Genomic DNA, 23,414 nt, shown 5'->3' on the forward strand with positions numbered 1-23,414 from the left:
ACTGTATACATCACGCCACTATGTTACAAGTCAATTTTATCCGGGCCAATAAAGAGCGCGTCTTGGCCGGATTGAAGAAAAGAAACGCCAAGGATGATCTGTTCCAAACGCTTGAATCGATCCTCAAACTCGACGATGACCGCAAACGATTAAAGACCGAATCGGACGAAGCCAATGCGGAGCGCAACCGCTTTTCTGCAGAAATCGGTGCTTTGATGAAACAAGGCAAAAAAGAGGAGGCCGAACAATCCCGTAGCCAGGTAGCCAGTTTGAAAGAGCGCATTGCCACGATTGAAGAAGAGTTAAAGTCCACGGAAGAGCAACTCACTGAACAACTTTACCTCATTCCGAATATTCCTCATGAATCGGTTCCTGTGGGCATCACCCCGGAGGACAACGAAATTTACCGCCCAGGCCCCGAGCAATTGCCCGACCTGGGTGACGCTGCCCTACCCCACTGGGAAATTGCGGCCAAGTATAAGGTGTTTGACCTGGAATTGGGGGTAAAATTGACTGGCGCAGGTTTTCCAGTGTATCGGGGCAAAGGCGCCAAACTGGAACGCGCCCTGATCAATTTTTTCCTCGATGAAGCTGCGGCAGCCGGGTATGAAGAAATCATCCCTCCTTTGATGGTCAACGAAGATACCGCCCGGGGTACGGGTCAGTTGCCCGACAAGGAGTCTCAAATGTACTATGTTGGGTTGGACAACCTCTACCTGATTCCTACAGCGGAGGTGCCCGTCACCAATATTTACCGCGATCAAATTCTCGATGTCAGCGAATTGCCCATCAAAATGACGGCTTACACCCCTTGTTTCCGTCGGGAAGCGGGTTCGTATGGCGCGCATGTGCGGGGCTTGAACCGGGTGCACCAGTTTGACAAAATTGAAATTGTGCAAATTGCGCACCCCGACAAATCCTACGAGATCCTGATGCAAATGTTGGAGCACGTTGCTGCTTTGTTGAACAAGCTGGGCTTGCCCTTCCGCATCCTCCGTCTTTGTGGTGGTGACATGGGCTTCACTTCTGCGCTTACTTTTGACTTTGAAGTATGGAGCGCTGCTCAAAAACGTTGGTTGGAAGTGAGCTCGGTGTCAAATTTTGAAACCTACCAATCCAACCGTATGAAAATGCGTTTCCGCGACGGTAAGGACATCCAATTGGTCCACACCCTCAATGGTAGTGCTCTGGCCCTGGCGCGCATTGTTGCTTCGATTTTAGAGAACAACCAGAGCCAGGAAGGTGTTATTATACCTGAAGTATTGCGCAAGTACACTGGCTTTGATTTACTCAATTGAGCAAAGTGACTTGAAGTAATACTGACAAGTCTAAACAATAAAAAACCAAAGATGAACGCAGATTATATGGTCTTTATGCTGATTGGTGGAGTCTTTTCCGTCATTGGCTTCATCGTTAGCGCTCGTTTAAAATCAAAATTCAATCACTACAGCCAGATTCGGATTCGTTCTGGCCTCACGGGTAAAGAAATTGCTGAAGCAATGTTGCGCCATTACGGCATCAACGATGTACAAGTGATTCCTACCCAAGGTATGTTGACCGACCACTACAATCCAGCCACCAAAACGGTAGCCCTGAGTGAGGCGGTATATGCCACCAATAGCATCGCTGCGGCTGCCGTTGCGGCACACGAGTGCGGGCACGCGGTACAACACGCTACGGCTTACAGCATGTTGAAGTTACGTTCAACCCTGGTGCCCATTGTCAACTTTTCAGCAATGACCCAGCAATGGTTGTTGATCGGGTCGTTCATGCTGATCAATACTGTGCCACAACTTTTGCTGATTACCGCAATTGTATTTGGGGTCACCGCTTTGTTCAGTTTCATTACCCTGCCAGTAGAGTTCGATGCCAGTCGCAGAGCGCTGGTATGGCTGAATGAATCGGGGATGGCCCGTGGTGAAGAATACAATGGTGCCAAAGATGCCTTGTGGTGGGCGGCCATGACTTATGTAGTAGCTGCAATTTCGGCGCTGGTCATGGTGGTTTATTTGTTGCTGCGGTATGCAGGGGCGTCCAGGAATTAATCAAATATCATTTCAACGTTTATAGAAGCCAGAAAAGGAATGAATTTTCATTTCTTTTTCTGGCTTTACTTTTTCCCAAATTTTCCTGATTTTTGCAGGCGCAATAAAAATACTCGTATGACGCAGGAGGAAATAGACCTAATTATGGAGGATGCAGAGGAGCAAATGGACAAAGCTCTGGAGCACCTTAGAATCGAATTGTCAAAAATCACCACGGGCAAAGCCAATCCGGCGATGCTCTCGGGTTTGATGGTCAACTATTATGGTTCACCTACCCCGATGAATCAAGTAGCCAACGTAGCTACTTCGGATTCACGCACCATTGTGATCCAGCCCTGGGAGAAATCCATGTTGGCCCAAATTGAAAAATCCATTTTTGAAGCCAATTTGGGCGTAACCCCCATGAACGATGGGGTCGTGGTACGCTTGTCTATTCCACCACTCACCGAAGAGCGCCGCCGGGATTTGGTCAAACGTTGTGCACACCTGGGTGAAGAATCCAAAGTGGGTATCCGTGGTGGCCGCCGCGATGCGATTGAAGAAATCAAAAAAGCGGTAAAAAATGGCTTTTCAGAAGACATCGGTAAGAAACTGGAAGATGATGTAGACAATCTCTCCAAAAAATTCATTGCCAATGTAGATGAAATGGTCAAGCACAAGGAGAAGGACATTATGACGATATAAGGGGATTCGGAGGGGCAACCCTGCGTGGTTGCCCACCTGGATTTATTTACACCAAAGATTTGGTGGTTTCCGAAGATACCCTTACATTTGCCCCACTTTTTAAAAGAGCCTGTGCGCAATAAAAGCAATATACAATGAAAAGGACTTATCAACCATCCCGTCGCAAGCGTGCCAACAAGCACGGCTTCCGTGCTCGCATGAGCTCAAAGAACGGCCGCAGGGTATTGGCAGCACGCCGTGCCAAAGGTCGTCACAAGCTGACGGTTTCTGACGAAAAGCGTCTGAAGTAAGAGATGAAAGATGATAGATAAAAGATGAAAGAAGAGAGACCAGCGTTAACGCGTGATTCTCTCTCATCTCTCATCTTTCATCTCTCCTCTCTTATTGTATTTTATCTCCTCTCAGCAAGCGATACCGCTTTCTAGCTTCCACCGCAAAGGTGCTTCCAGAATAATCAATGAACAGTTGCTCGTACAAAATGGACGCTCGGTCTTTGTTGTTCAGTTGATTCGCATTTTCATACAATTCCGCCAAGGCAAACAACGCATTATCCGCCCGGATTTCATCAGGGTAATTTTGGATAATCAATTCGTACATCTTGCCAGCCTGCACGTAATCCCGCTTTTTAGTGTATACTTTGGCTTTAAGGTACCATACATCATCCTCCAAAGAATGGTTGGGATATTCTTTAAGCAGGGAATCCAGCTTTCCAAATGCTTCGGTGAAGCGGTTTTGGAAAATCAACATGTCCGCTTCGGCGTAAAACTGTAAGGCTTTGGCCGTGGTATCCAGGTTGAGGTTGTCCGCAATGAAGACCGACATGTCCAGCGCGTCATTGGCAATGAGTTTGGCCGTAGATGCTTTCAGGATTTCAAACTGAGCCTGCGCCCATTCAAAATCACCGGAGTAATAGGCCAGACGGGCATTGCGGAAACGGGCTTCGTGACCCAAAACGTCATCTTTATATGCTTTGTCTACCTGGGAATACAATAAGGTGGATTCCCAAACTTCCGTTTTCATCAGGTAATAATCCCCCAGGTTGAGTTTAGCCTGGCCCAACATCCCAGCAGAAATACCCGGCAGGGTGATCAGCTCAGATAAAAGGCTGATGGATTTATCCAGGTTATTCAGGTAAAGGGCCTCCAGGTCGGCTAACTCAGTGATCAGCGCGGCAGTACCTCTGGACTTACCATAGTCACTGATAAAAGTTTCGTATTGTTTTTCCAGCTCCAGCAATTCTTCCCGGCTGTAATTGTAACCTTCCACCAGTTTATTGCGGCGGCAACGCAGGAATTCCTGTTTGGAATCCACAAAAAACGGGGTTCCCGCTCCTTTATCAATCACATATTGGTAAGCTTCAATGGCTACGTCGTAGTCTTTGTCATTGGCTGCGATTTGGGCCAATTGATATACCCGCAAGCCATCACCTTTTTGCTGTTTGTCTAGCGCCCGCACTTGACGGAGCGCATTTTTGTAATCCTTTTTCTGCAAAAAGGCCCAGGCCAACATGTCGATGTATTGCACTGAGCCTGCGTTGCTGGCGTTTTGAATGCGGTCGTAGAGTTGTTGCTGCAACACATTCATGTCATCCGCGGAGAGGTAGCGCTGAAAGATGCTCTTGATGTTGTCGACCCGCTCTGGAAAAGCATCCAGACTGTTGAGGTATTGCTCAATCATTTTACCTACATCTCCTTTGCGGCGGTACAGGTCGGCCAGGTTGTAGGAAAAAAACTGCCGGTCGTTGAGCATCGTCGCCCCTTTCTCGTAGGTTTCGACGGCCAGGTCGTATTTATTGGCCGAACTAAAGGCATTGGCTAGTTTGCTCACCGCGTAACGATCTTTAGGCAACTGGTCAATGGCTTTGCGGTATTGTTTCTTGGCTTCTTCTTCTTTGCCCTGTTGTTCGTACATCCGCCCATAGTTGACGTACAAGCGGCTGTCGTTGGGGCGTTTACGAATCTGTTTGAGCAAGCTACGTTCGAGTTCTTCGTAGCGTTGCAATTCCATCAAACATTCGACGTAGCGGTCAAAATAATACTCATTGTCATTGTCCTGGGCGTACAATTTTTCAAAAAGAATCACCGCTTTTTCAAATTCTCCATCGGCCAGGTATTGCTGCGCCAATTTGGCATCCTGGGCAAAGGACCATACTGCACTCAGCAGCAGTGCTGCTACAAATAAGCACATTCTTCTCATGGGTACCACTTGAAATTGGTTGAGTAAAGCACTAAGGGCTGGTTTTAGTTTTTGAACAAAAACATTAAACCTGCACTAAAGATAAACGTTTGATTGATTAAAAACAGTAGCGAATGTCGATGTGTTGAAAAGCGACCAAATTATTTGCGCAAAAAAGGCAAAAGATGTGAAACCAAGGGAAAAACACAGACCCCGATCAAACACCCAACCAAATTGGCCAACATATCAAACACATCCAATTGCCTGCCATAAAAAAAGGCTTGTTGCAAAAATTCAATACTGATGCCATAAATTGTACCTAAAATGACCGGAACATAAGCTTGTTTGAACCCATATTGTAACAAGAAACTTAACAGGGCATAGGCTCCGGCATGGGCAAATTTATCGGGTTGAAGGAACCATGAGGGCTTAGAAATCCCCATTTGGGGATGAGCAGAAAGGAATAGGATAATCAGCGCCCAAAAAAGCGCAGGTAGCAAATATTTAAGCATTTATCACAATTTTTATCCCTTCAAAGTAGAACTTATCCACGGGTTGAAGATCACAAAACCTTTTTTTTTTGGCTGAAAAATTTCAGGAACCGAAACTTTTTTTACATTTGATTAACAAAAAAAGATGCCACGCAAAGTGTGCGTGGCATGCCAATACGGATTAGTATGAAAAAACTTTCTTAAATTCTTGTTTGTAATGTCCAAGAATGGGTTGTTGAGATTGCTCTTGACAATCCATTCTTTTTTTTTGCTGACTCGAACACACACTAAAAGGCAGTGTTTACGGTGGTAAACGTTTGGAAATTATTTGGTCGGTTTTAAAGTTTACCTCAACCAATAACGCCCAAGTTAGAATACTTTGGTACGTTTAATTCGTTTGGTGTAGATAAACTCTCAGGCAAGTCAGCCGGATGATTGTATTGTTAAAGACGATAAAGCATCATAAAAGTTGCATGCAAGTTGAATTTTTTTTTTCTTCAAAACCGCAATTATCGACAAAATGCAGAATTGTTGCTATAAACGCTAAAAGCAGGCATGGAAAATCCGGATTTGTCGTTGATTAACACCTGTACTTTTTAATAAAGTCTTAACTTTATCGCCAGTCTAAATTGATTTAGAAAACATCCGGCATATGATGCAAAGATTACTCCTGTGTTGTTTATTGTTTTTCGGTATCCTGGCGTTTTCTTTCGCCCAAACTTCCTTAAATGGTAAAGTTTTAGATAAAGAAAACAAAGAACCGATCATCTTTGGCTCCGTTGCGCTATATAAGAATGGGGTGCAACTTACCGGAGCAGATACCGATGACAAAGGGAACTTTAACTTTCCCGATATTGATCCTGGCACTTATGATGTAGAAGTTTCCTATCTAGGCTACAAACAAAGCCGGGTCACCAATATTAAGGTATTGGCCGGTAAAGCCAATAAGGTAGAAATTGAACTGGAATCCCAGGGTGGAATTGTATTGGATGTGGTCAATATCACCCAATACCGCGTCCCACTCATCGAGCAGGACAATACCACTTCCGGTGGGGTTATTACCAGTGACCAAATTCGTAACCTGCCTATTCGCAATATCAATGCCATCGCTGCTACTACTGCGGGTTTAGCGTCTTCAGATGAAGGTAGAGCGATTACGGTAAGGGGCTCTCGCCCTACCAATACGGATTACATTATTGACGGCATCCGGGTGCGTGGCAACCTCATTCCAGAAACGGAAATTGAACAATTGCAGGTGATCACCGGGGGGATGGAAGCCCAATATGGCGACGTGACGGGGGGGATCATCTCCATCACGACCAAGGGGCCGGCCAGCGAATTTACGGGTGGTGCCGAGATAGAGAGTTCCAAGTTTTTGGACAACTTCAGCAACACGCTGGCTGGCATCAACCTGAGTGGTCCAATCCTCAAAAACAAACAGGGCCATTCAGTTCTGGGCTACCGTATTTCGGGGCGTTATACCGACCAGTTGGACGATAACCCTTCCGCCGTTTCGCTATTTCAAGTTAAACCTGAGAAATTGCTGGAACTGGAAGCCAACCCCATCATCAATATCCAGGGCTCACAACTGGTTAATGCCGACTTTTTGAAGTCCAACGATGTGAATGCCTTGCAAACCCGTCCGAATGAACGGTATAAGAGAGCGGACATAACCGGAAAACTCGATTTTCGATTGAACAAAGCCATTGATGTTTCTTTCAGTGGTTCGTATGCGGATGAAGAAGACCAGTTTACACCAGGGGGCTGGCGTTTGCTCAATAGCCACAATAACCCTTTCAACAATACCACAACCTACCGGGGTGTAATGCGTTTTCGGCATCGACTGGGTGCAACCGCAAACACACCCGGGCAAAACAGTGGCAGCAATAAATCTTTAATCCAAAATGCGTCCTATACTTTGCAGTTTGGGTATGAAAAGACCAAAGGTGACGTAGCGGATGCACGCCATGGCCAAAATTATTTCGAATACGGCCATGTAGGCAAGTTCGACATCGAGTGGGTGCCTACCTTTAATTTTGTATTCGATCGGGTCACCCAGACCAACGTATTGCAACACACGGACTACCGCCAGGTATTGCGCAATTACACTCCGGGAACTTCCAATCCAGTTTTGGCCAATTACAACAACGTGATGGGCCTGAATCCGAATGAAACCATCAATGCCCAGATTGGCCGGATCTTTATCCCGGGAGTTCAGGATGCAGGTTCCGTACTTGCACTCGGCAATTTTGTGGCCCCCAATGGTTTGATTTCTGACGTGTACACTGGCTCCTGGGGTTTCCACAGCAATGTTGGTTCGGTGTACAACCAGGCCAGCTTTAGCGATGGTGATTTGTATACCTTCCACGGACGTACCAACTTTGACCTCGTGCCTGGCAACTCTGATCAGGGTCGCCACAACATTCAAATCGGGTTCATTTACGAGCAACGGACCGACCGGGGCTATGTGGTAGCCCCACAAACCCTGTGGAACATTGCCCGTCAGCAAGCAAACAACCACATTCTCGGGATCGTGGAAGGCGCAGAAAACATTGGCACCATTACCGATACCGTTAATGGTCAACCCGTTACACTAAATCTGCGCCAATTGTCGATTGCCCAAAACGAGGACAACAAGTTTTACCGTTCCATCCGCGCCAAAAACAACATCCCGCTGACGGAGTATGTCAATGTAGATGGTATGGACCCCAGCGAGTTGAGCCTAAGCATGTTTTCGGCCAAAGAATTGAATGATCAGGGCATCATTCGGTATTATGGCTATGACTATTTAGGCAAACCTTTTGATGGGACTTTCAACGATTTTTTCACCGCTACGGATGCCGATGGCGTGCGCACCTTCCCGGTGGCTCCCAACCGCCCCATTTATTCAGCTTTTTACATCCAGGACAAATTTACCTTCCGCGACATCATCTTCCGCCTGGGTTTGCGGGTGGATCGTTATGACGCCAATACCAAGGTTTTGAAAGACCCTTACTCCTTGTATGAAATCATGGGGGCAAGTGACTATCACGATCAGTTTGGTGGTACCCGCCCTGGCAATATTGGTGACGATTATAAAGTGTACCTCAATGATGCGGGTACCAATGTAGAGGCTTATCGGGATGGCGACCAGTGGTACCGCCCCAATGGTTCACCAGTGAACAGTCCAATTGAAATTTTCTCGGGTGGTTTGGTTTTCCCCAAGTACAGGGATGAAAATGCCTCTAAGGTTTCCAACTACATCAAGTCCCGGGACTTCAATCCGGATGCCTCGTTCGAAGACTATAAGGTACAGATCAACATCATGCCGCGTTTGGCGTTCTCTTTCCCCATTTCGGAAGATGCCAACTTCTTCGCCCACTACGACATTCTGGTGCAACGGCCTGCGACCAATACCTTGGCTACTGCCGTGGATTATTTCTACTTTACCGACAATCCGGGAGCGACCAAAAACAACCCCAACCTCAAACCTGAACAAACCATCGATTACGAGGTGGGCTTTCAACAACGTTTGACTGAAACGTCCAAATTGAAAGTTTCGGCTTACTACAAGGAAATCCGTAACTGGATTCAATTGCGTACCTTCTTCCCGGTACCTATCATCACTCAATACACCACCTACGACAACCTGGATTTTGGTACTGTCAAAGGTTTTAGCTTCGAATACGAACTGCGCCGTACAGGCAATGCCACCCTTAATGCCAACTACACCCTGCAATTTGCGGATGGTACGGGTTCTGACGCCAACTCGCAACGTGGTTTGACCAGCCGGGGTAACCTGCGGACCTTGTTCCCCCTCAATTACGACGAACGCCACCGCATCAACCTCAATTTTGACTATCGCTTTTTCAAAGGACAGGCCATTCCCAAGTTTTTGGAAGATGCTGGTTTGAATGTACAGGCCGTTTCCGTTTCTGGCCGCCCATATACCGCAGACCGGACGCCTTTGGAATTAGGGGGCACCCAAACCATTGGTTCGATCAATGGTGCACGCAAACCCTGGACTTTCACGATAAATGCCCGTATTGACAAAACCATCAACTTCAGCAAAGGTGCTGGTTTGAATATCTATTGCCGGGTATCCAACTTGCTGAATCGCCAAAACGTACTCAATGTCTATTCCGCAACGGGTTCTCCAACAGACGATGGCTTCCTCGCTTCGGCCAATGGTCAGGACAAATTGCGCAATATCCAGAACTCCGTACGTGAAGTGGAAGCCTATTTGGCTTCTTATCAGTGGGCCCTTATCAATCCTGCGCTTTATTCTTTGCCACGGCGAATTTACATTGGTGCCATTTACAATTTTTAAAAAATAGCCCCATTTGTAAAAATCAAACTCAACATTTTGACTAGTAAACACTTATTATATATGCGATATTTGAAATCCTGGCTGTTGCTTCTAGGTGGGTTAGCCTTGCTCCATACTTCGGCGCTGGCCTATCATACCGGGAAAAACAATCCCAAACGGCCTGCTCCGAATAAACCGGAACTGCGCTACCTGGAGGATTGCAACAATGCCGTTGCCCAGATTGACCAGGCCATTAACAACGTTCGGGCCCGACTCACAACTGGCGGTGACGTATGGTGGAACAGTACTGACGGGCGTTATGTAGTGCCCAAAGTAGCCCCCGGCTTGCCGGAAGTGTCTTCCATTTTTGCAGGTGCGGTATGGTTGGGTGGAGTTGACCCAGCGGGTAACCTCAAACTGGCCGCCCAGACTTACGGACGCGCCGAACGCCAATTCGATTTTTTCCCTGGTCCGCTGAATTCAACAGGTAAAACAGATAAAGAAACTTGTTCCCGTTGGGATAAGTTTTTTGTGGTCAAAGGAGAAAGTATTCGAGAGCACTTGCGCAACTGGAATGCAGCCGTCCGGGCCGGAAAATCCTATGATCCGAACAAAATTCCCCGAGACATCAAGGGTTGGCCCGCTTCAGGCAATGATTATTTTGAAGAAATCCATGGCTTTTCGCTGCCTTCTACCCGCCAGGGTTTGGCTGGTTTTTGGGATCAGGATGGCGATGGCAACTATAACCCGGAGCTGGGTGACTTTCCAGTGATAGAAGTGCGGGGCTGTTTGGACAAACCGCAGTTTCCCGATGAAATGATCTTCTGGATTTACAACGATGCGGGTAACATTCACGCTGAATCACAGGGTGATCCGATCCAGATGGAGGTGCAGGTACAAGCTTTCTCCTATGCCACCAACGACGAGATCAACGACATGACTTTCCAACGTTACAAATTGATCAACCGCGCAGTGGAAAGCATCGATTCAACTTATTTTGCCATGTGGGTAGACCCCGACCTGGGTTGTTTTACCGACGACTATGTAGGGTGTGATACCAGCCGCAGTTTGGCTTTCATTTACAACGAAGACGCACTGGATGGAACTACTGGATGTACTTGCGACGGGGCAGTGAATACCTATTGTGATGAAATCCCACTTTTAGGTATCGATTACTTCCGTGGGCCGCTGGACGAAAACGGGGAAGAAATTGGGATGTCCTCTTTCACCTACTACAACAACCGACAGGTAGGTAGCCCGATCCCAGGAACCACCGACCCAGCGAATGCGCAGGAATACTACAATTATTTGTCTGGTTCCTGGCGAGATGGCACTCCCTTTACCTTTGGCGACGATGCCTATCAGGATGGTGCCGCCATCCGTTATGCCTTTACCGATACGCCCAACAATACCCGCGGTTGGACCATGTGTTCTGCAGACCTGCCATTTGGTGACCGGCGTACCATTCAGGCTTCCGGGCCTTTCCGCCTGGATCCAGGTGCCCTGAACGAGTTGATCATCGGTGCAGTATGGGTAGCTGATCAGCAATATCCTTGTCCTGACATTTCCAAATTGCTGGAAGCCGACGATATAGCCCAGGCCTTGTTTGACAACTGTTTTGAATTGACAGATGGCCCGGATGCTCCCGATGTGGACTTCCTCGAAATGGACAAAGAAATCATCGCGGTTTTCACGAATGACACCATTACCTCCAATAACGCCAGAGAAGCCTACGCCCAACGCGGTTTGCAAATTCCTGCTGGTGTAGCGGATAGTTTGTTCAAGTTCGAAGGTTACAAACTCTTCCAATTGTCAAATTCCAGTGTAACGGTAGCCGACCTCGACAATCCTGACAAAGCACGTTTGATTTATCAGGTTGACGTGAAAAATGCAGTAGGGCGAGTGTTCAACTGGCGATCGGTGGACAATCCTACTGGTGCTGATTATTACATCCCCGAATTGCGCGTGGAAGGTGCCAACAATGGCATTCAACATACTTTCCGCATTTCGGAGGATCAGTTTGCTTCGGGAGACCGGCGTTTGGTCAATCATAAAAAATACTACTTCGTAGCCATAGCCTACGCGTACAATAACTACCGACCCTTTGACCCTAAAGCAGTTTTGGGACAAAGACGGCCATATCTTGAAGGTCGCAGAAACATCGGCGATGGCTTCAATCCATTTTATACCGTCATTCCGCGGCCAATTACTGATCGCAGCCTCAATGCCAAATACGGCGATGGTGCGGTCATCACTCGTTTGGCCGGAGCAGGTACCGGGGACAATTTCCTGGACATGAATACCGAAACGCGTAACTCCATCATCCAGGGTACTTTCGCTCAAAAGCCGGAAATCACCTATCGGGCGGGGCGGGGACCAATTGGGGTCAAAATTTTCAACCCACTGGATGTACAGGATGGCGAGTTTGAGTTGCGCATCGTTGATGCCAACATGAGCAACGATCGTTTTGACCCACCTGTTCGTTGGGAGTTGCGCAATTTGAGCAATACCAACAGCCCGGTAATTCGTTCCGAAAAATCGATCGATGACCTCAACGAACAAATCATCAAGGAGTTTGGCTTCTCCATTTCAGTGGGTCAAGTCAACGATCCCGGAGTCGATAAAGATGATCGAAACGGCCGCATTGGCTACGAAGAAGAATACCTGCGTAGCGGGGCAATCCCCTGGGTATTCGGCATCAAGGATGAATACGTTGCCGGGCAAACGGATTTTGACACCAAGGTCTTCAACTTTATGGCCACTGGCGACGCCGAACCCGACCAAATCCAGGATCCTAAAAAAGCCTTGAGCCAAATCGGTCCCGGTTACTTTGTACCTTTCATCCTGGCTGATTTCCGCAACAAGGATGAACAAAATACGCCGTACATCACTCCCGCCTGGACGGACTTGTCGGGTGCTGCCTTCCTGCGTACCCAGGCCAAGCTGGCTGATGTCAATAACGTCGATATTGTCTTTACTTCGAATAAGGCTTTATGGAGCCGTTGTATCGTCGTTGAATCGGCCAACCGCTTTTATCCGCTACAAGGATATGCGACCCAAACCGCTCCGGGAGAAACGGCCATCCGCCGCCATTTCGACTTGCGTGGATCGGCCAACGTGACGAAGGAAGATAGCAACAACGATGGTTTGCCCGATGTAGAAACCAACCCTGATCCTACCCTGTCCAGGATAGGCTTTGGCTGGTTCCCTGGCTACGCCATTGATGTGGAAACCGGTCAACGCCTCAACGTTTTCTTTGGTGAAAACTCCGTTTATGGGGGCACGAATGATCCTTTGCTCAATGTTGGCCGCGACATGATGTTCAACCCCAATAGTTTGATTACCCTGGGTAATTCAGCCAATGGCAACCTGGGGCCATACTTTGCTGGTGGTCAACACTTTGTTTATGTCACCAAGACCGTTTACGACAGCTGTAAAGTCTTGAGCCGTCAATTGCGGCCAAACAACAGCCCGGTCAACAAAGGACGGGTATTGAAGGATATTACCTGGAGTGGTCTGATTTTGCCTCGTCCTGGTGCCACCTTCAAATCCTACAAAGATGGCTTGATCCCGGATGATGTGGTGGTAAAACTGCGGGTAACCAATCCTTACCAGGTAGACCGTCGCACGGGTGTAAGTGGGCTAAAAGAAAGTGGTTATCCGGTTTACCGTTTCCGTTTGGATGGCAAACAGGCCGAAACGCTCAGTACCCGTGGGGTGGATAGTGCCATGGCCCTGATCAAGGTGTCGCCCAACCCCTACTACGGATTCTCTGATTATGAGGTGTCACAGTTTACGACTACAGTGAAGGTCACCAATTTGCCAGCCAAGTGTATCATTACGATTTACTCGCTGGATGGCAAATTCATCCGACAATACCGCCGCGATGAGATCGGCCAAACGCCGCGAGGCAACAACCGGGCCATCTTGCAGAAACAGATTACGCCCGATTTGGAATGGGACCTAAAGAACAACAAGGGTATCCCAGTATCTAGCGGGGTGTACCTGATCCATGTGGACGCAGGTGAACTGGGGCAACGAACGATTAAGTGGTTCGGGGTCAATCGGAAATTTGATCCTTCAGGACTTTAATTAACGATGAATGATAAGTGATGAGTGATGAATTGCGGTTTGCACAATCGAATTCATCACTTATCACTCCTAACTCATCACTCCAAAAAAAGGCTTTTTATGCAAAAAATATACTTTTCCCTCCTCTTCCTATTGTTAAGCTTAGGCGCTATCCAGGCAGGCAACCCCGATCGCCAGGGCGAAGCGGGTGCCTACGAGTTGTTGATGGACCCCTGGGCACGTACGGCAGGATTGCACAGCATGAGCACCTCGTTGGTGCGCGGGGTGGAGTCAATGAACCTCAATGTGGCCGGTCTGGTGCGCATCAACAAACTGGATTTTGGTTTTGGCAGTACCCAATACCTGCAAGGAACAGGCATCAACCTGAGTTCGGCAGCGGTAAGCGCCAAGATTGGTAAAAGCAGCGTGATGGGCCTCAGTTTGATGGCCGTGGATTTTGGAGACATTGAAGTGACGACTGCCAATCAGCCTGAGGGCACTGGTGGAACCTATTCACCCAGTTTTTTCAACCTGGGTTTTGCTTACGCCCACGAGTTTGAAAACAAGGTTTCGGTAGGTTTATTGCTCCGGGTTGTATCCGAGTCCCTGGCCAATGTATCCGCTTTTGGCTTTGGCATCGACGCCGGAGTACAATACGTGACAGGTGAGCAAGATAATTTTAAATTTGGCATCAGCCTCCGCAATGTTGGCTCGCCAATGACCTATCGCGGCGAAGCCCTATCGATCCAGCGGCCCAGCCCCAATGGAGGTTCCTATGATGTAACCGTGGATCAGCGCGGCGCTCGTTTTGAATTGCCTTCGCTCTTGAACATTGGTGCTTCTTACGATTTCCGCTTTTTGGAAAAACACCGCTTTACAGTTTTGGGCAACTTTACTTCCAATTCCTTTTCCAGAGATAACCTGGGTGCTGGTGCAGAATATGCCTTCGACGAACGTTTTGTTTTGCGGGGAGGCTACAAAACTGATTTGGGTTCAAATGACCCGATTCAGGCGCAAATTTATACTGGCTTGAGTGCTGGTGGTTCAGTGACTTTCCCACTGAGTAAGGTGGAAAAAAACACCAAAATCAGCGTGGATTACGCTTACCGTGCTTCTAAAGTATGGAGTGGAACACATAATATTTCGGTACGCATCGGGATTTAGTGTATTGAAGCCCAGCTTTTAACACCAGTTTAACGCAGGCAGATTTGACGTTTAGCCCGGACTACTGTAACTTTCAGGTATAAAAACCCGACCTTATGTACTTGAAAAATTACCTCTCCGGCCTTTTTTACTTGTTCGTTTTGGCCATCAGCTTTAGCTCTTGCGCCGTGCCGCAGGCCGTTGTCCGTATGGAGCCAGCCGCCGATCAAAAAATCCGCTGGGATTACGGGCAGGCCATTGTGGAAAAAAGTGTGGATAGCCTCTTTGGCCGCGCGGCTTTTGACCACGCTGAAAAAGAATTTTTGGTTTTCAATGTGGATGTAACCAACCTGAGTCAAAGGGATCAATTGGTTGCACCCGAGCAGTTTTACATCACCACAGCCACTGGCGCCCGCTATTTTGCCCTTGATCCGGAAAAGCAGTTGTTTTCGATGGAAGTGCAGGAGAATGTGCGAGAGGCCAATGCGAAAAATGCGGCGGTATTCGCCGGAGTTGTAGCGGCAGCAGCAGTAACCGCGGTGGTCGTTTCCGAAATCAAAGACGCCAAGGACAACAACTCGAATAACAATAACAACAACAACGAGAACCGCAACAACAATCAGGACAATACCAATTTTCTCCTTTCGGTTCCCCTGGTTATCAACTCTGCTTCAGCGGATCAATCCATTGCTCAGCAAAACATCGACAACTTCGAGCCCAATCGGCCCACCACCGGGGATCGTGGCTTTTGGATGGATTATACCCTGCGCAAAACTACTCTGGCTCCGGGTGAGAAAGCGAGAGGTAAAGTGCTGTTTCGCAGGCAAGATACTTTGAAGGACTTTTTATTGATGCTGCCTGTGGAGCAAAGCGTATTTTCTTTTGGGTTTAAGCAGAAGGTTTTTCAACCGCAGTAGTCCGATTTGTTCAAACAGGTCAATTTGCCTATAAAAAAGGGAGCTCATTGTGGAAACACCGCAATGAGCTCCTTTTTTTGTTCAAAAAGTCCAATTTCACTTCATCCTAGTCATTCACCAAAAGCCTGCCCCAGATTTTGCCTGATTTGTACTCAATGTACTTTTTATTGCCTGCCAGCTGGGATAATTTGGAAAAAAGCGGAATTATGTAATTTCTCGCCGGAATTGTGTAACTTTTTTTGTGCCGGAGTACTCACCTTTGGAGGTATTTACTCACGCTGTAATCGATCATAACTTGAAAACACTACTACACAATGGATTAAAAGCCATCGTTTTGCTTTTAATACCCCTTCTAGGGTACAGTCAAGCTCCCAATCTAGGCTCAACCTCCAGCTTTACCCTGTTTACCGCCGTCGGGGCATTCAACAACAGCGGAGTATCCGCGATCACGGGAGACATCGGTACCAATGTAGGTGCTTTCAATTTGGGAGCGGCAGTACTCATCGGAAGCAGCCATGTTGCAGACGCCGTTTCAGCACAAGCAGCAATGGATGTGGATCTTGCTTACGGCAGCATCAGCCCGATAACTTGTGACAGCGTCATTGGAACAACCATGGGAGGAGGACAAATTCTCCCTCCAAATGTTTATTGCATTGGCGCCGCTTCAACCATCAGTGGCGACCTAATTCTGGATGGACAAGGCGATCCCAATTCCTTGTTTATATTTAAAATAGATGGCGCTTTGGCTACTTCAATTGGTTCCCGAATCATTTTAACGAATTCAGCCTCTTTGTGCAATGTCTATTTCCAGGTAAATGGCCAGGTAACTTTAGGTGAAAATTCTCTTTTCCAGGGCACCATATTGGCGAATGGCGCCATTCATTTGTTGAATAATGCAACCCTGATCGGCCGGGGACTTTCTCGTTCTGGTGCGATCAATTTATCGGCGAATACCGTAACTGGAGCCTTACCTATTGCCTCAACTATTGTGGCAAGTGGGCCTACCTCATTTTGTGAAGGTGATAGTGTAACACTTTCCGGTAACGTGGGTGGAACCTGGAGTACGGGTGCAACCACGCCTAGCATCATCGTAAAAACAAGTGGCGACTATTTTGTCACCAATGAAGCCCCTTGTGATACGGTAAGCTCTAATCACATCATTGTAACGGTCAATCCACTGCCCATACCTTCGCTTATTTCCGCAAATGGCCCCACGTCATTTTGTGAAGGAGGTAATGTAGTACTCAGCGGCAATGTTGGCGGAACCTGGAGTACGGGTGCCATCACGCCATCGATTATTGTAACTACCGCTGGCGATTATTTTGTGACCAATGTCAATGCTTGTGGGGACACGGTTTCCAATCACATCCTGGTAAGCATTGACCAAAGCCAGCCTATTGCATCCATCATTACCATAAGTGGGCCAAATTTACTTTGCGCAGGTGATAGTGTGGTGCTCTCCGGAAATGTGGGTGGAACCTGGAGTACAGGTGCAACTACGTCATCCATTACGGTCAAAACCAGTGGCGACTATTTTGTCACCAATTCCAATGGCTGTGGCAATGTGGTTTCCAATCACATTATCGTCAGCGTGAATAATGTTGATGCCGGAGAGATTGGTACCAGCCAGAACCTTTGTGTAGGTGCTCCTTCTCCAACCTTGACAGCAACTACTGCAGCAAGCGGCAGCGGTTTATTGAGCTATGTTTGGCAGTTTAATACCATAGGTTGCTCAGGCCCTTGGAACAGCGTAGCTAATTCCAATTCCCCTTCTTTTAATCCTGGCGGAACAGTCAGTGTTACAACGTACTACCGTGTGATTGTTTCTTCGAGCATTGATGATGGAGATGGCGGAGCATTTGTTTGTAGCGACACCAGCAATTGTGTGGTAATCACCGCAAATGACGTAGATGCCGGATCACTCATTTCGGATGTAGACTCCATCTGCGCGGGGGGAAGTGTAGCCATTGATTCCATTGGAACTACGGGAACCCTAACTTATTTTGTTTTCACGAATGGCCTGGTAACCGCCTCATTTAGTACTTTGTCGCAATTAGAGGATTACTTGAGCACTGCTGCTCCCGGTGAGTACTGCGTTTATACCATAGCCTATGCCGGATTAAACGGTGGCTGTGGCAATGTTGCTGGCTTGAGTCTTGCGGAAGTCATTGCCGCCTGCCTAGAAGGGCAATGTTATGACATCAGTGAACCCCTTTGTATTCTGGTTACAGCTCCACCCCTTGGTGCCATCGCACTACAAGGTCCTGCCCTGTCCTGCGAGGATGATGGTTCGGTGATCCAGGTGGTGTTGAGCGCTTCCGGCCTTGCAGCACCTTACGATTTCTATTACAGTGATATCATCACCAGCCTTGGCCCAGATTGTCTTCCCAGAGCGGTAGGTGGTACCTTCGTTACTTTGAACGAAGCAGACAGTACAGTCGTATTAACCTATACGGGGGCCAATCCGGGCACCTACACCATTACTTTAGATCGAGTGGTAGATGCCAATGGTTGTGAGGATACCACGCGCCGAAGTGTAACTTTTACCATTGCGGCAAAACCCGTGGGGAAGGACAGTTCACGTACGATCAACAACTGTACCTCGGTAAACACCAATCTACAAAACATCATTGCCTGCCAGCAAGCCAGTACCTTTACCTGGTATAGCGTAGCCTCAATCGGCTCAAATGTGGCTTACAATAACCCAAATGTTAGTGGAGAAACCATCAATCCAGTTGGGACGGGCAGTGTGATCACTGATTTTTTGTCCAATACCAGCAACGTCAATCAAACGATCATTTACCGCGTGGTACCTACCAGTGTAGTGGGTGCTTGTGTTGGTGAGCCCTTCTACATCTCCATTACTGTTCGCCCAAGGGTACTCGTGACTTGTTTGGCCTGCGTAAGCCAGGTCAATGTGAGTCTGGATGCCAATTGTAGGTTCCTGGTTACGCCAAATGTCGTTTTAGATGGCTTTGCACAATGTGAAAATGGCCAGGTGTTGCTATCGGCATTGGAAGTACTCATCAGCGACGGCAACAACGACAGTTACATCAACTGTGCGGGTACCTATACTTACGTGGTTCGTTTAAAAGCGGAGTACGCCGAATGTTTCAGCTTTGAACCTTGTTGGGGTAAAATTACTGCCGAAGACAAAACCGCACCCGCGCTGATCTGTGCTCCTGCAGATGTTACTTTGGATTGTTACGATGTTAACTACGTGTTGAACAATCGCCTGACGATTGGTAATGTAGGTGCTACCAGTTCCCCACGTCCTGCAGCTACGAGCAGCCAAACCATCAACAACGCTGAAGGTGTTGCTGGAACTGGTGATGCTTGCAATTTGGGTTTGATCCCTCCAGCTTTGGTTTCGGACAACATCAAAAACCTAGGTTACGCCTACTTCAAAGACAATTGCTACAACTGTGGCTGCCGCATTACCCTGAAGTGGAGTGACAAAGTAGTATTCTATGCCTGTACTGATCCAGAGCTTAGAGACCGAGGCATTTATGCCACCATCTCTCGCGAGTGGGTAGCCACCGATTGCAACGGCATGAGTTCTTCCTACGTGCAAAAAATCCACTTCACTCGCCCAGACCTTGATGATTTTGTGTTCAATGGTCCCGGCGAAGGCAAATACAATCGGGTAGTAACTTACAACTCGTGTACTCCGGATAAGAGTTTGATCAAGAAGGAAGATGTAACACCTTATATATGCAGCTACTTCAATACTTCTGCCAACCCACGTTGTTTGTTCATCGACCAGGTTGAGTGCAACTATTCTATCTCAATCAAAGATACCGAGTTCCCCATCTGTGGCGGCAAAGGTGTAAAAATTGATCGGGAGATTTATGTGTTTGATTGGTGTGCAGGTGGTATTGTTGATACTTTCCATGTGCTGATCAAAATTGGAGATTTCACGGCACCTACGGTTGAATATGCTCATGGTGCACCTTACGATATTTCTACTGGCCCAATGGATTGTACTGCAGCCATTCCAGTAACTGTTGCGGGCATCAAGTCTGCCTTTGGGGTAACCATCAAAGACAACTGTACCTTAGGCAACATCAGTGTGAGTGTGTACACCAAAGATCGTTATGTAAAAGGTATCCTCGTTTACGAAGGGCCGGAAGATCCATTCTGCGACAATGCGCGAAAAAGTGCCGAACTGCGCGGTGACAATGATGCTTACCGCCTAGGTACTTGCGACATAACCGATATCTGCTGGGATAAAGTTGAATATGCTGTAATGAACGGCATGATGATTGGCCTTCCAGTGGGCAAACACCTGATGGTGATCGATGCTTTTGATGCTTGCTACAATGCCTCTATCACTTGTTTCATTTTTGAAGTGAAGGACAAGATTGCACCCGTCATGAAGTGTGACGATGACTTGCATGTAAGCCTAAGCAACGCCAATGGCTACACCAACGGTTACGCACAAGTGAGCGCTGAGGACATCGACGAAGGCAGTTGGGACAACTGCAAACTGGCCTGGATAGCAGTGCGCCGCAATGTTCCTGACGCTTGTGCCGCCAGCTTCATTGCCAAAGGTTATGACACAAACGGCAACGGCAAATTGGATGCGCTGCCCGCGGATGGCGATGTAAGCAAAGCTGATGGTTTTGACCTGAATGGCGATGGCGACATTGCTGATTTTGGCGAAACATTCATCCTCAAAGGTGGAAAATTGATGACGCCGCTGTTGGATTATGTGGAGTTCTTCTGTTGTGATTTGTCTGAAAGAGTAACTGTTGAATTGTGGGGAGGCGACATCTACGGAAATACGAATTATTGCTGGATGGACCTGTTGATCGAGGATAAAGTAGCGCCAACTTGTATCGCTCCCTGGGCCATCACCATAGATTGTGATGACAAAAACCTGGCTTTGATCGATGATAAAAAAGCAGCTGCTGCGGCCTTTGGGGATGTAACAATCACTACTGGCAACGATTGTGGATCGCTCGATACGACCTACACCACGGTAAAGAACTTGAAATGTGGCGCAGGCTACATCGATCGGACCTGGACTTTGACCAAACAAACAGTTAAAGGCCCAATCGCGATCTCTTGTACTCAGCGCATCACCATCAAACCAGTACATGAGTACAACATCTGCTTCCCTAAGGATGTGTCTACTGATTGCAAAACGCCAATCATTGATACCGTTATTACCGACGAATTGGCTTGTGATATCTTGGCTGTAAACGTAAGCGACAAGCGTTACGACGCTTCCGACGATGAATGCTACAAAATCTTCCGTACTTATTCAGTAATCAACTGGTGTACTTACGACGACCGTTGTGGTGACCCACTGCTCCAAACCAACATCTCGATCATTCCTCGTGACGTGTTTGGCAACTATGGAAAAGCTCCAATCTATGTTTTGGTTCGCGACCGCGAGCGTGGCGTTCGTGATGGTGTTGAAGAGTTCTACATTTCAAAGGACTTGATCCATGCCAATGCTGATGACATCCGCTTCACTCCACCATATTGCACAGTAGCAGGTGAATTCTACCATAGCTTCATTTATACCCAAATCATCAAGGTATACGATGACACTCGTCCAGTTGTAACTGCTGACCCAGGCAAATTCTGCATCCGCGAGGGTGGCGATTGTTTGGCCAACCTGAAAATGGTGATCACTGGTAAGGACAACTGTTCTGACAAAGTGACCCTGGAAACGCAGTACCTGATGATTGCTCCTGGTCAGACTTTGGATGCCAGCAAGATGATCCTGTACGCTACTCCACGCTGGAGCACCAAAGATTTGGGCAACGGCCAGTTCGAGATCAACGTTGCTAACTTGCCACAAGGCAAGCACGACCTAATCGTAGTGGTACGTGATGAGTGTGGTAACCTGAGTGTGGCAACCCGCATTCCATTCACTGTTGAAGACTGCAAAGGTCCAGCACCAATCTGTATCAACGGCTTGAGCACTGAACTGATGCCTGATGGTGCTGGTGGTGGTATGATGGCAGTATGGGCTTCTGACTTCGTTGCTTCTAAGATTTACGATTGCAACGGCCAAGGCCCAGAAACCAAGGATGGTTTGAAACTGGTTACCAAGTACTCGATCAACCGCGTAGGTAGCCCAGTAGTTTCTACTCAAACGGGTATCAACCTGACTTGTGCTGACAAAGGCAAAGTAATCCTCGTTGAATTGCACGCATGGGATGAAGCTGGAAAGGATGACTTCTGTGTAACTTATGTGGAAGTGCAAGACAACCGCAGCGTTTGTCCTGGTTCCGCAACGGGTACGGTAAGCATTGCTGGTACCATCTCTACCGAAGGCAATGCCAATCTCCAGGGAGCGAGCATTACCTTGAGTGGTTCCACTTCTCAGAATACAACGACTGCTGCCAATGGTGCTTACTCCTTCATCAACCTGATCAAAGGTGGTGACTTTACCATTGCTCCACAATTGGACAAAAACCACCTAAACGGGGTATCTACTTTTGACCTGGTGTTGATCCAAAAGCACATCCTGGGTGTAACGGCTTTGAACAGCCCGTACAAAATGATCGCTGCCGACGTCAACAACTCCAAGTCGATTTCGACCCTGGATTTGATTGCCCTGCGCAAGTTGATCCTGAACATTGATACCCACTTTGCGAACAACACTTCCTGGAGATTCATCGATGCCGCTTACAACTTCCCCCAAGCCAGTAACCCATGGTCTGCTAGCTTCCCTGAAGTAGTGAGCATCAACGACATTCCTGCCAATGCAACGGCCAACTTTGTGGCCATCAAAATGGGTGACGTCAACGCCAGTGCAAGCGTAAGTGCTGCTGCTACTGCTGAAGTACGTACCAATGGCACCTTGAACATTCAGGCTGCTGAGGCTGCGCTGAAAGCTGGTCAGGAATACAGCGTTGAATTCAATGCCGCTGACCTGAAGAGTGTACAAGGTTATCAGTTCGCCCTAAGCCTGGACAAGAGCAAAGTTGAGCTGCTGGACATCGTTTATGGTGTGGCTAAAGCCGAAAACTTTGGGGTGTTCCAAAACGAAGGGGTGATCACTACTTCCTGGAATGGAGACTTTAAACAAGGTGCCTTGTTCACTTTGGTATTGCGTGCTAAAGCTGATGCTCAATTGAGCAACACTTTGAGCCTGAACCGGGTGGTTTCTGCTGAAGCTTACAGCCAAAACAACGAGCAACTGGGTGTTGCCCTGCAGTTTGGCAAAGCCGAAGCCCTGGCCAATGGTTTTGAATTGAAGCAGAATACACCTAACCCATTCAATGGTGAAACGCTGATCAGCTTCAATTTGCCAAAAGCAAGTGCTGCTACTTTGACCATCAGTGATGTAACTGGCCGCGTGCTCAAGAGCATTCGGGCGGATTACGCAAAAGGGTTTAACCAGGTTATCCTCAAAGCTGCGGATTTAAATGCCACAGGGGTGTTGTACTACACGCTGGAAGTGGACGATTTTACAGCTACGCGGAAGATGGTGCTTTTGAAGTAAGATTTGAGCAGAAAAGATGAATAAAAAGAGCCGTTTCCAATAACCTGGAAAACGGCTCTTTTCATTGGTTCTAGACAGATGCCGAGTCCTTTGTGTTTTGACTATGGGCATTATTTTTAACCTTTTACTACT

General features: G+C 47.7%; 11 protein-coding genes. 9 read left to right on the forward strand and 2 right to left on the reverse strand.

Going from position 1 to position 23,414, the window contains the following annotated elements; translation table 11 throughout:
• The first annotated feature begins 20 nt into the window (after positions 1-20).
• The 4 genes from serS to rpmH all read left to right on the forward strand — a co-directional run bounded on the left by serS (position 21) and on the right by rpmH (position 3,019).
• A complete protein-coding gene (gene serS, locus ACO08K_RS09780) occupies positions 21-1,298 on the forward strand; it encodes a serine--tRNA ligase (RefSeq protein ID WP_421796214.1) in 1,278 nt (425 codons plus the stop codon).
• Between the two features lie 51 nt (positions 1,299-1,349).
• Positions 1,350-2,045 carry a zinc metallopeptidase gene (locus ACO08K_RS09785; RefSeq protein ID WP_421796215.1) on the forward strand — a complete coding sequence of 232 codons (696 nt, stop codon included), beginning with the start codon at positions 1,350-1,352 and terminating at the stop codon, positions 2,043-2,045.
• Between the two features lie 117 nt (positions 2,046-2,162).
• Positions 2,163-2,729 (forward strand): ribosome recycling factor, encoded by a 567-nt coding sequence (gene frr, locus ACO08K_RS09790; protein WP_421796216.1) that lies wholly within the window; start codon positions 2,163-2,165, stop codon positions 2,727-2,729.
• Between the two features lie 134 nt (positions 2,730-2,863).
• Positions 2,864-3,019: a 50S ribosomal protein L34 gene (gene rpmH, locus ACO08K_RS09795; RefSeq protein ID WP_320031200.1), complete on the forward strand. Its 156-nt coding sequence runs from the start codon at positions 2,864-2,866 to the stop codon at positions 3,017-3,019.
• A gap of 91 nt (positions 3,020-3,110) precedes the next feature.
• Here rpmH and ACO08K_RS09800 read toward each other — a convergent pair whose 3' ends face one another.
• Together ACO08K_RS09800 and ACO08K_RS09805 are read right to left on the reverse strand one after the other, a co-directional pair.
• Complete coding sequence (locus tag ACO08K_RS09800; protein ID WP_421796217.1) at positions 3,111-4,925, reverse strand: tetratricopeptide repeat protein; 1,815 nt, start codon at positions 4,923-4,925, stop codon at positions 3,111-3,113.
• Positions 4,926-5,065: 140 nt separating this feature from the next.
• Positions 5,066-5,416: a VanZ family protein gene (locus ACO08K_RS09805; protein WP_421796218.1), complete on the reverse strand. Its 351-nt coding sequence runs from the start codon at positions 5,414-5,416 to the stop codon at positions 5,066-5,068.
• Positions 5,417-6,047: 631 nt separating this feature from the next.
• Between ACO08K_RS09805 and ACO08K_RS09810 the strand changes: the two genes are divergently transcribed.
• The 5 genes from ACO08K_RS09810 (at position 6,048) to ACO08K_RS09830 (ending at position 23,282) form a co-directional block, all read left to right on the forward strand.
• Positions 6,048-9,704: a carboxypeptidase regulatory-like domain-containing protein gene (locus tag ACO08K_RS09810; protein WP_421796219.1), complete on the forward strand. Its 3,657-nt coding sequence runs from the start codon at positions 6,048-6,050 to the stop codon at positions 9,702-9,704.
• Between the two features lie 60 nt (positions 9,705-9,764).
• A complete protein-coding gene (locus tag ACO08K_RS09815) occupies positions 9,765-13,775 on the forward strand; it encodes a hypothetical protein (RefSeq protein WP_421796220.1) in 4,011 nt (1,336 codons plus the stop codon).
• Positions 13,776-13,874: 99 nt separating this feature from the next.
• Entirely contained in the window at positions 13,875-14,918 is a 1,044-nt protein-coding gene (locus tag ACO08K_RS09820) for a PorV/PorQ family protein (RefSeq protein ID WP_421796221.1), read from the forward strand.
• Between the two features lie 95 nt (positions 14,919-15,013).
• Positions 15,014-15,814, forward strand: coding sequence for a hypothetical protein (locus ACO08K_RS09825; RefSeq protein ID WP_421796222.1), 801 nt, complete (start codon positions 15,014-15,016; stop codon positions 15,812-15,814).
• 295 nt (positions 15,815-16,109) lie between these two features.
• The gene (locus ACO08K_RS09830; protein WP_421796223.1) at positions 16,110-23,282 is read left to right on the forward strand and encodes an ice-binding family protein; all 7,173 of its coding nucleotides are present in this window, start codon (positions 16,110-16,112) and stop codon (positions 23,280-23,282) included.
• Positions 23,283-23,414: the final 132 nt, after the last annotated feature.

Source organism: Haliscomenobacter sp. (assembly GCF_965225875.1).
Lineage (GTDB): Bacteria > Bacteroidota > Bacteroidia > Chitinophagales > Saprospiraceae > Haliscomenobacter.

Bases quoted from the DNA above. Each gene is read 5' to 3' on its own strand.
- ACO08K_RS09815 (WP_421796220.1), top strand. From the start codon at position 9,765: ATGCGATATTTGAAATCCTGGCTGTTGCTTCTAGGTGGGTTAGCCTTG.
- ACO08K_RS09785 (WP_421796215.1), top strand. From the start codon at position 1,350: ATGAACGCAGATTATATGGTCTTTATGCTGATTGGTGGAGTCTTTTCC.
- ACO08K_RS09825 (WP_421796222.1), top strand. From the start codon at position 15,014: ATGTACTTGAAAAATTACCTCTCCGGCCTTTTTTACTTGTTCGTTTTG.
- ACO08K_RS09800 (WP_421796217.1), bottom strand. From the start codon at position 4,925: ATGAGAAGAATGTGCTTATTTGTAGCAGCACTGCTGCTGAGTGCAGTA.
- ACO08K_RS09820 (WP_421796221.1), top strand. From the start codon at position 13,875: ATGCAAAAAATATACTTTTCCCTCCTCTTCCTATTGTTAAGCTTAGGC.
- ACO08K_RS09810 (WP_421796219.1), top strand. From the start codon at position 6,048: ATGATGCAAAGATTACTCCTGTGTTGTTTATTGTTTTTCGGTATCCTG.
- serS (WP_421796214.1), top strand. From the start codon at position 21: ATGTTACAAGTCAATTTTATCCGGGCCAATAAAGAGCGCGTCTTGGCC.
- rpmH (WP_320031200.1), top strand. From the start codon at position 2,864: ATGAAAAGGACTTATCAACCATCCCGTCGCAAGCGTGCCAACAAGCAC.
- ACO08K_RS09805 (WP_421796218.1), bottom strand. From the start codon at position 5,416: ATGCTTAAATATTTGCTACCTGCGCTTTTTTGGGCGCTGATTATCCTA.
- frr (WP_421796216.1), top strand. From the start codon at position 2,163: ATGACGCAGGAGGAAATAGACCTAATTATGGAGGATGCAGAGGAGCAA.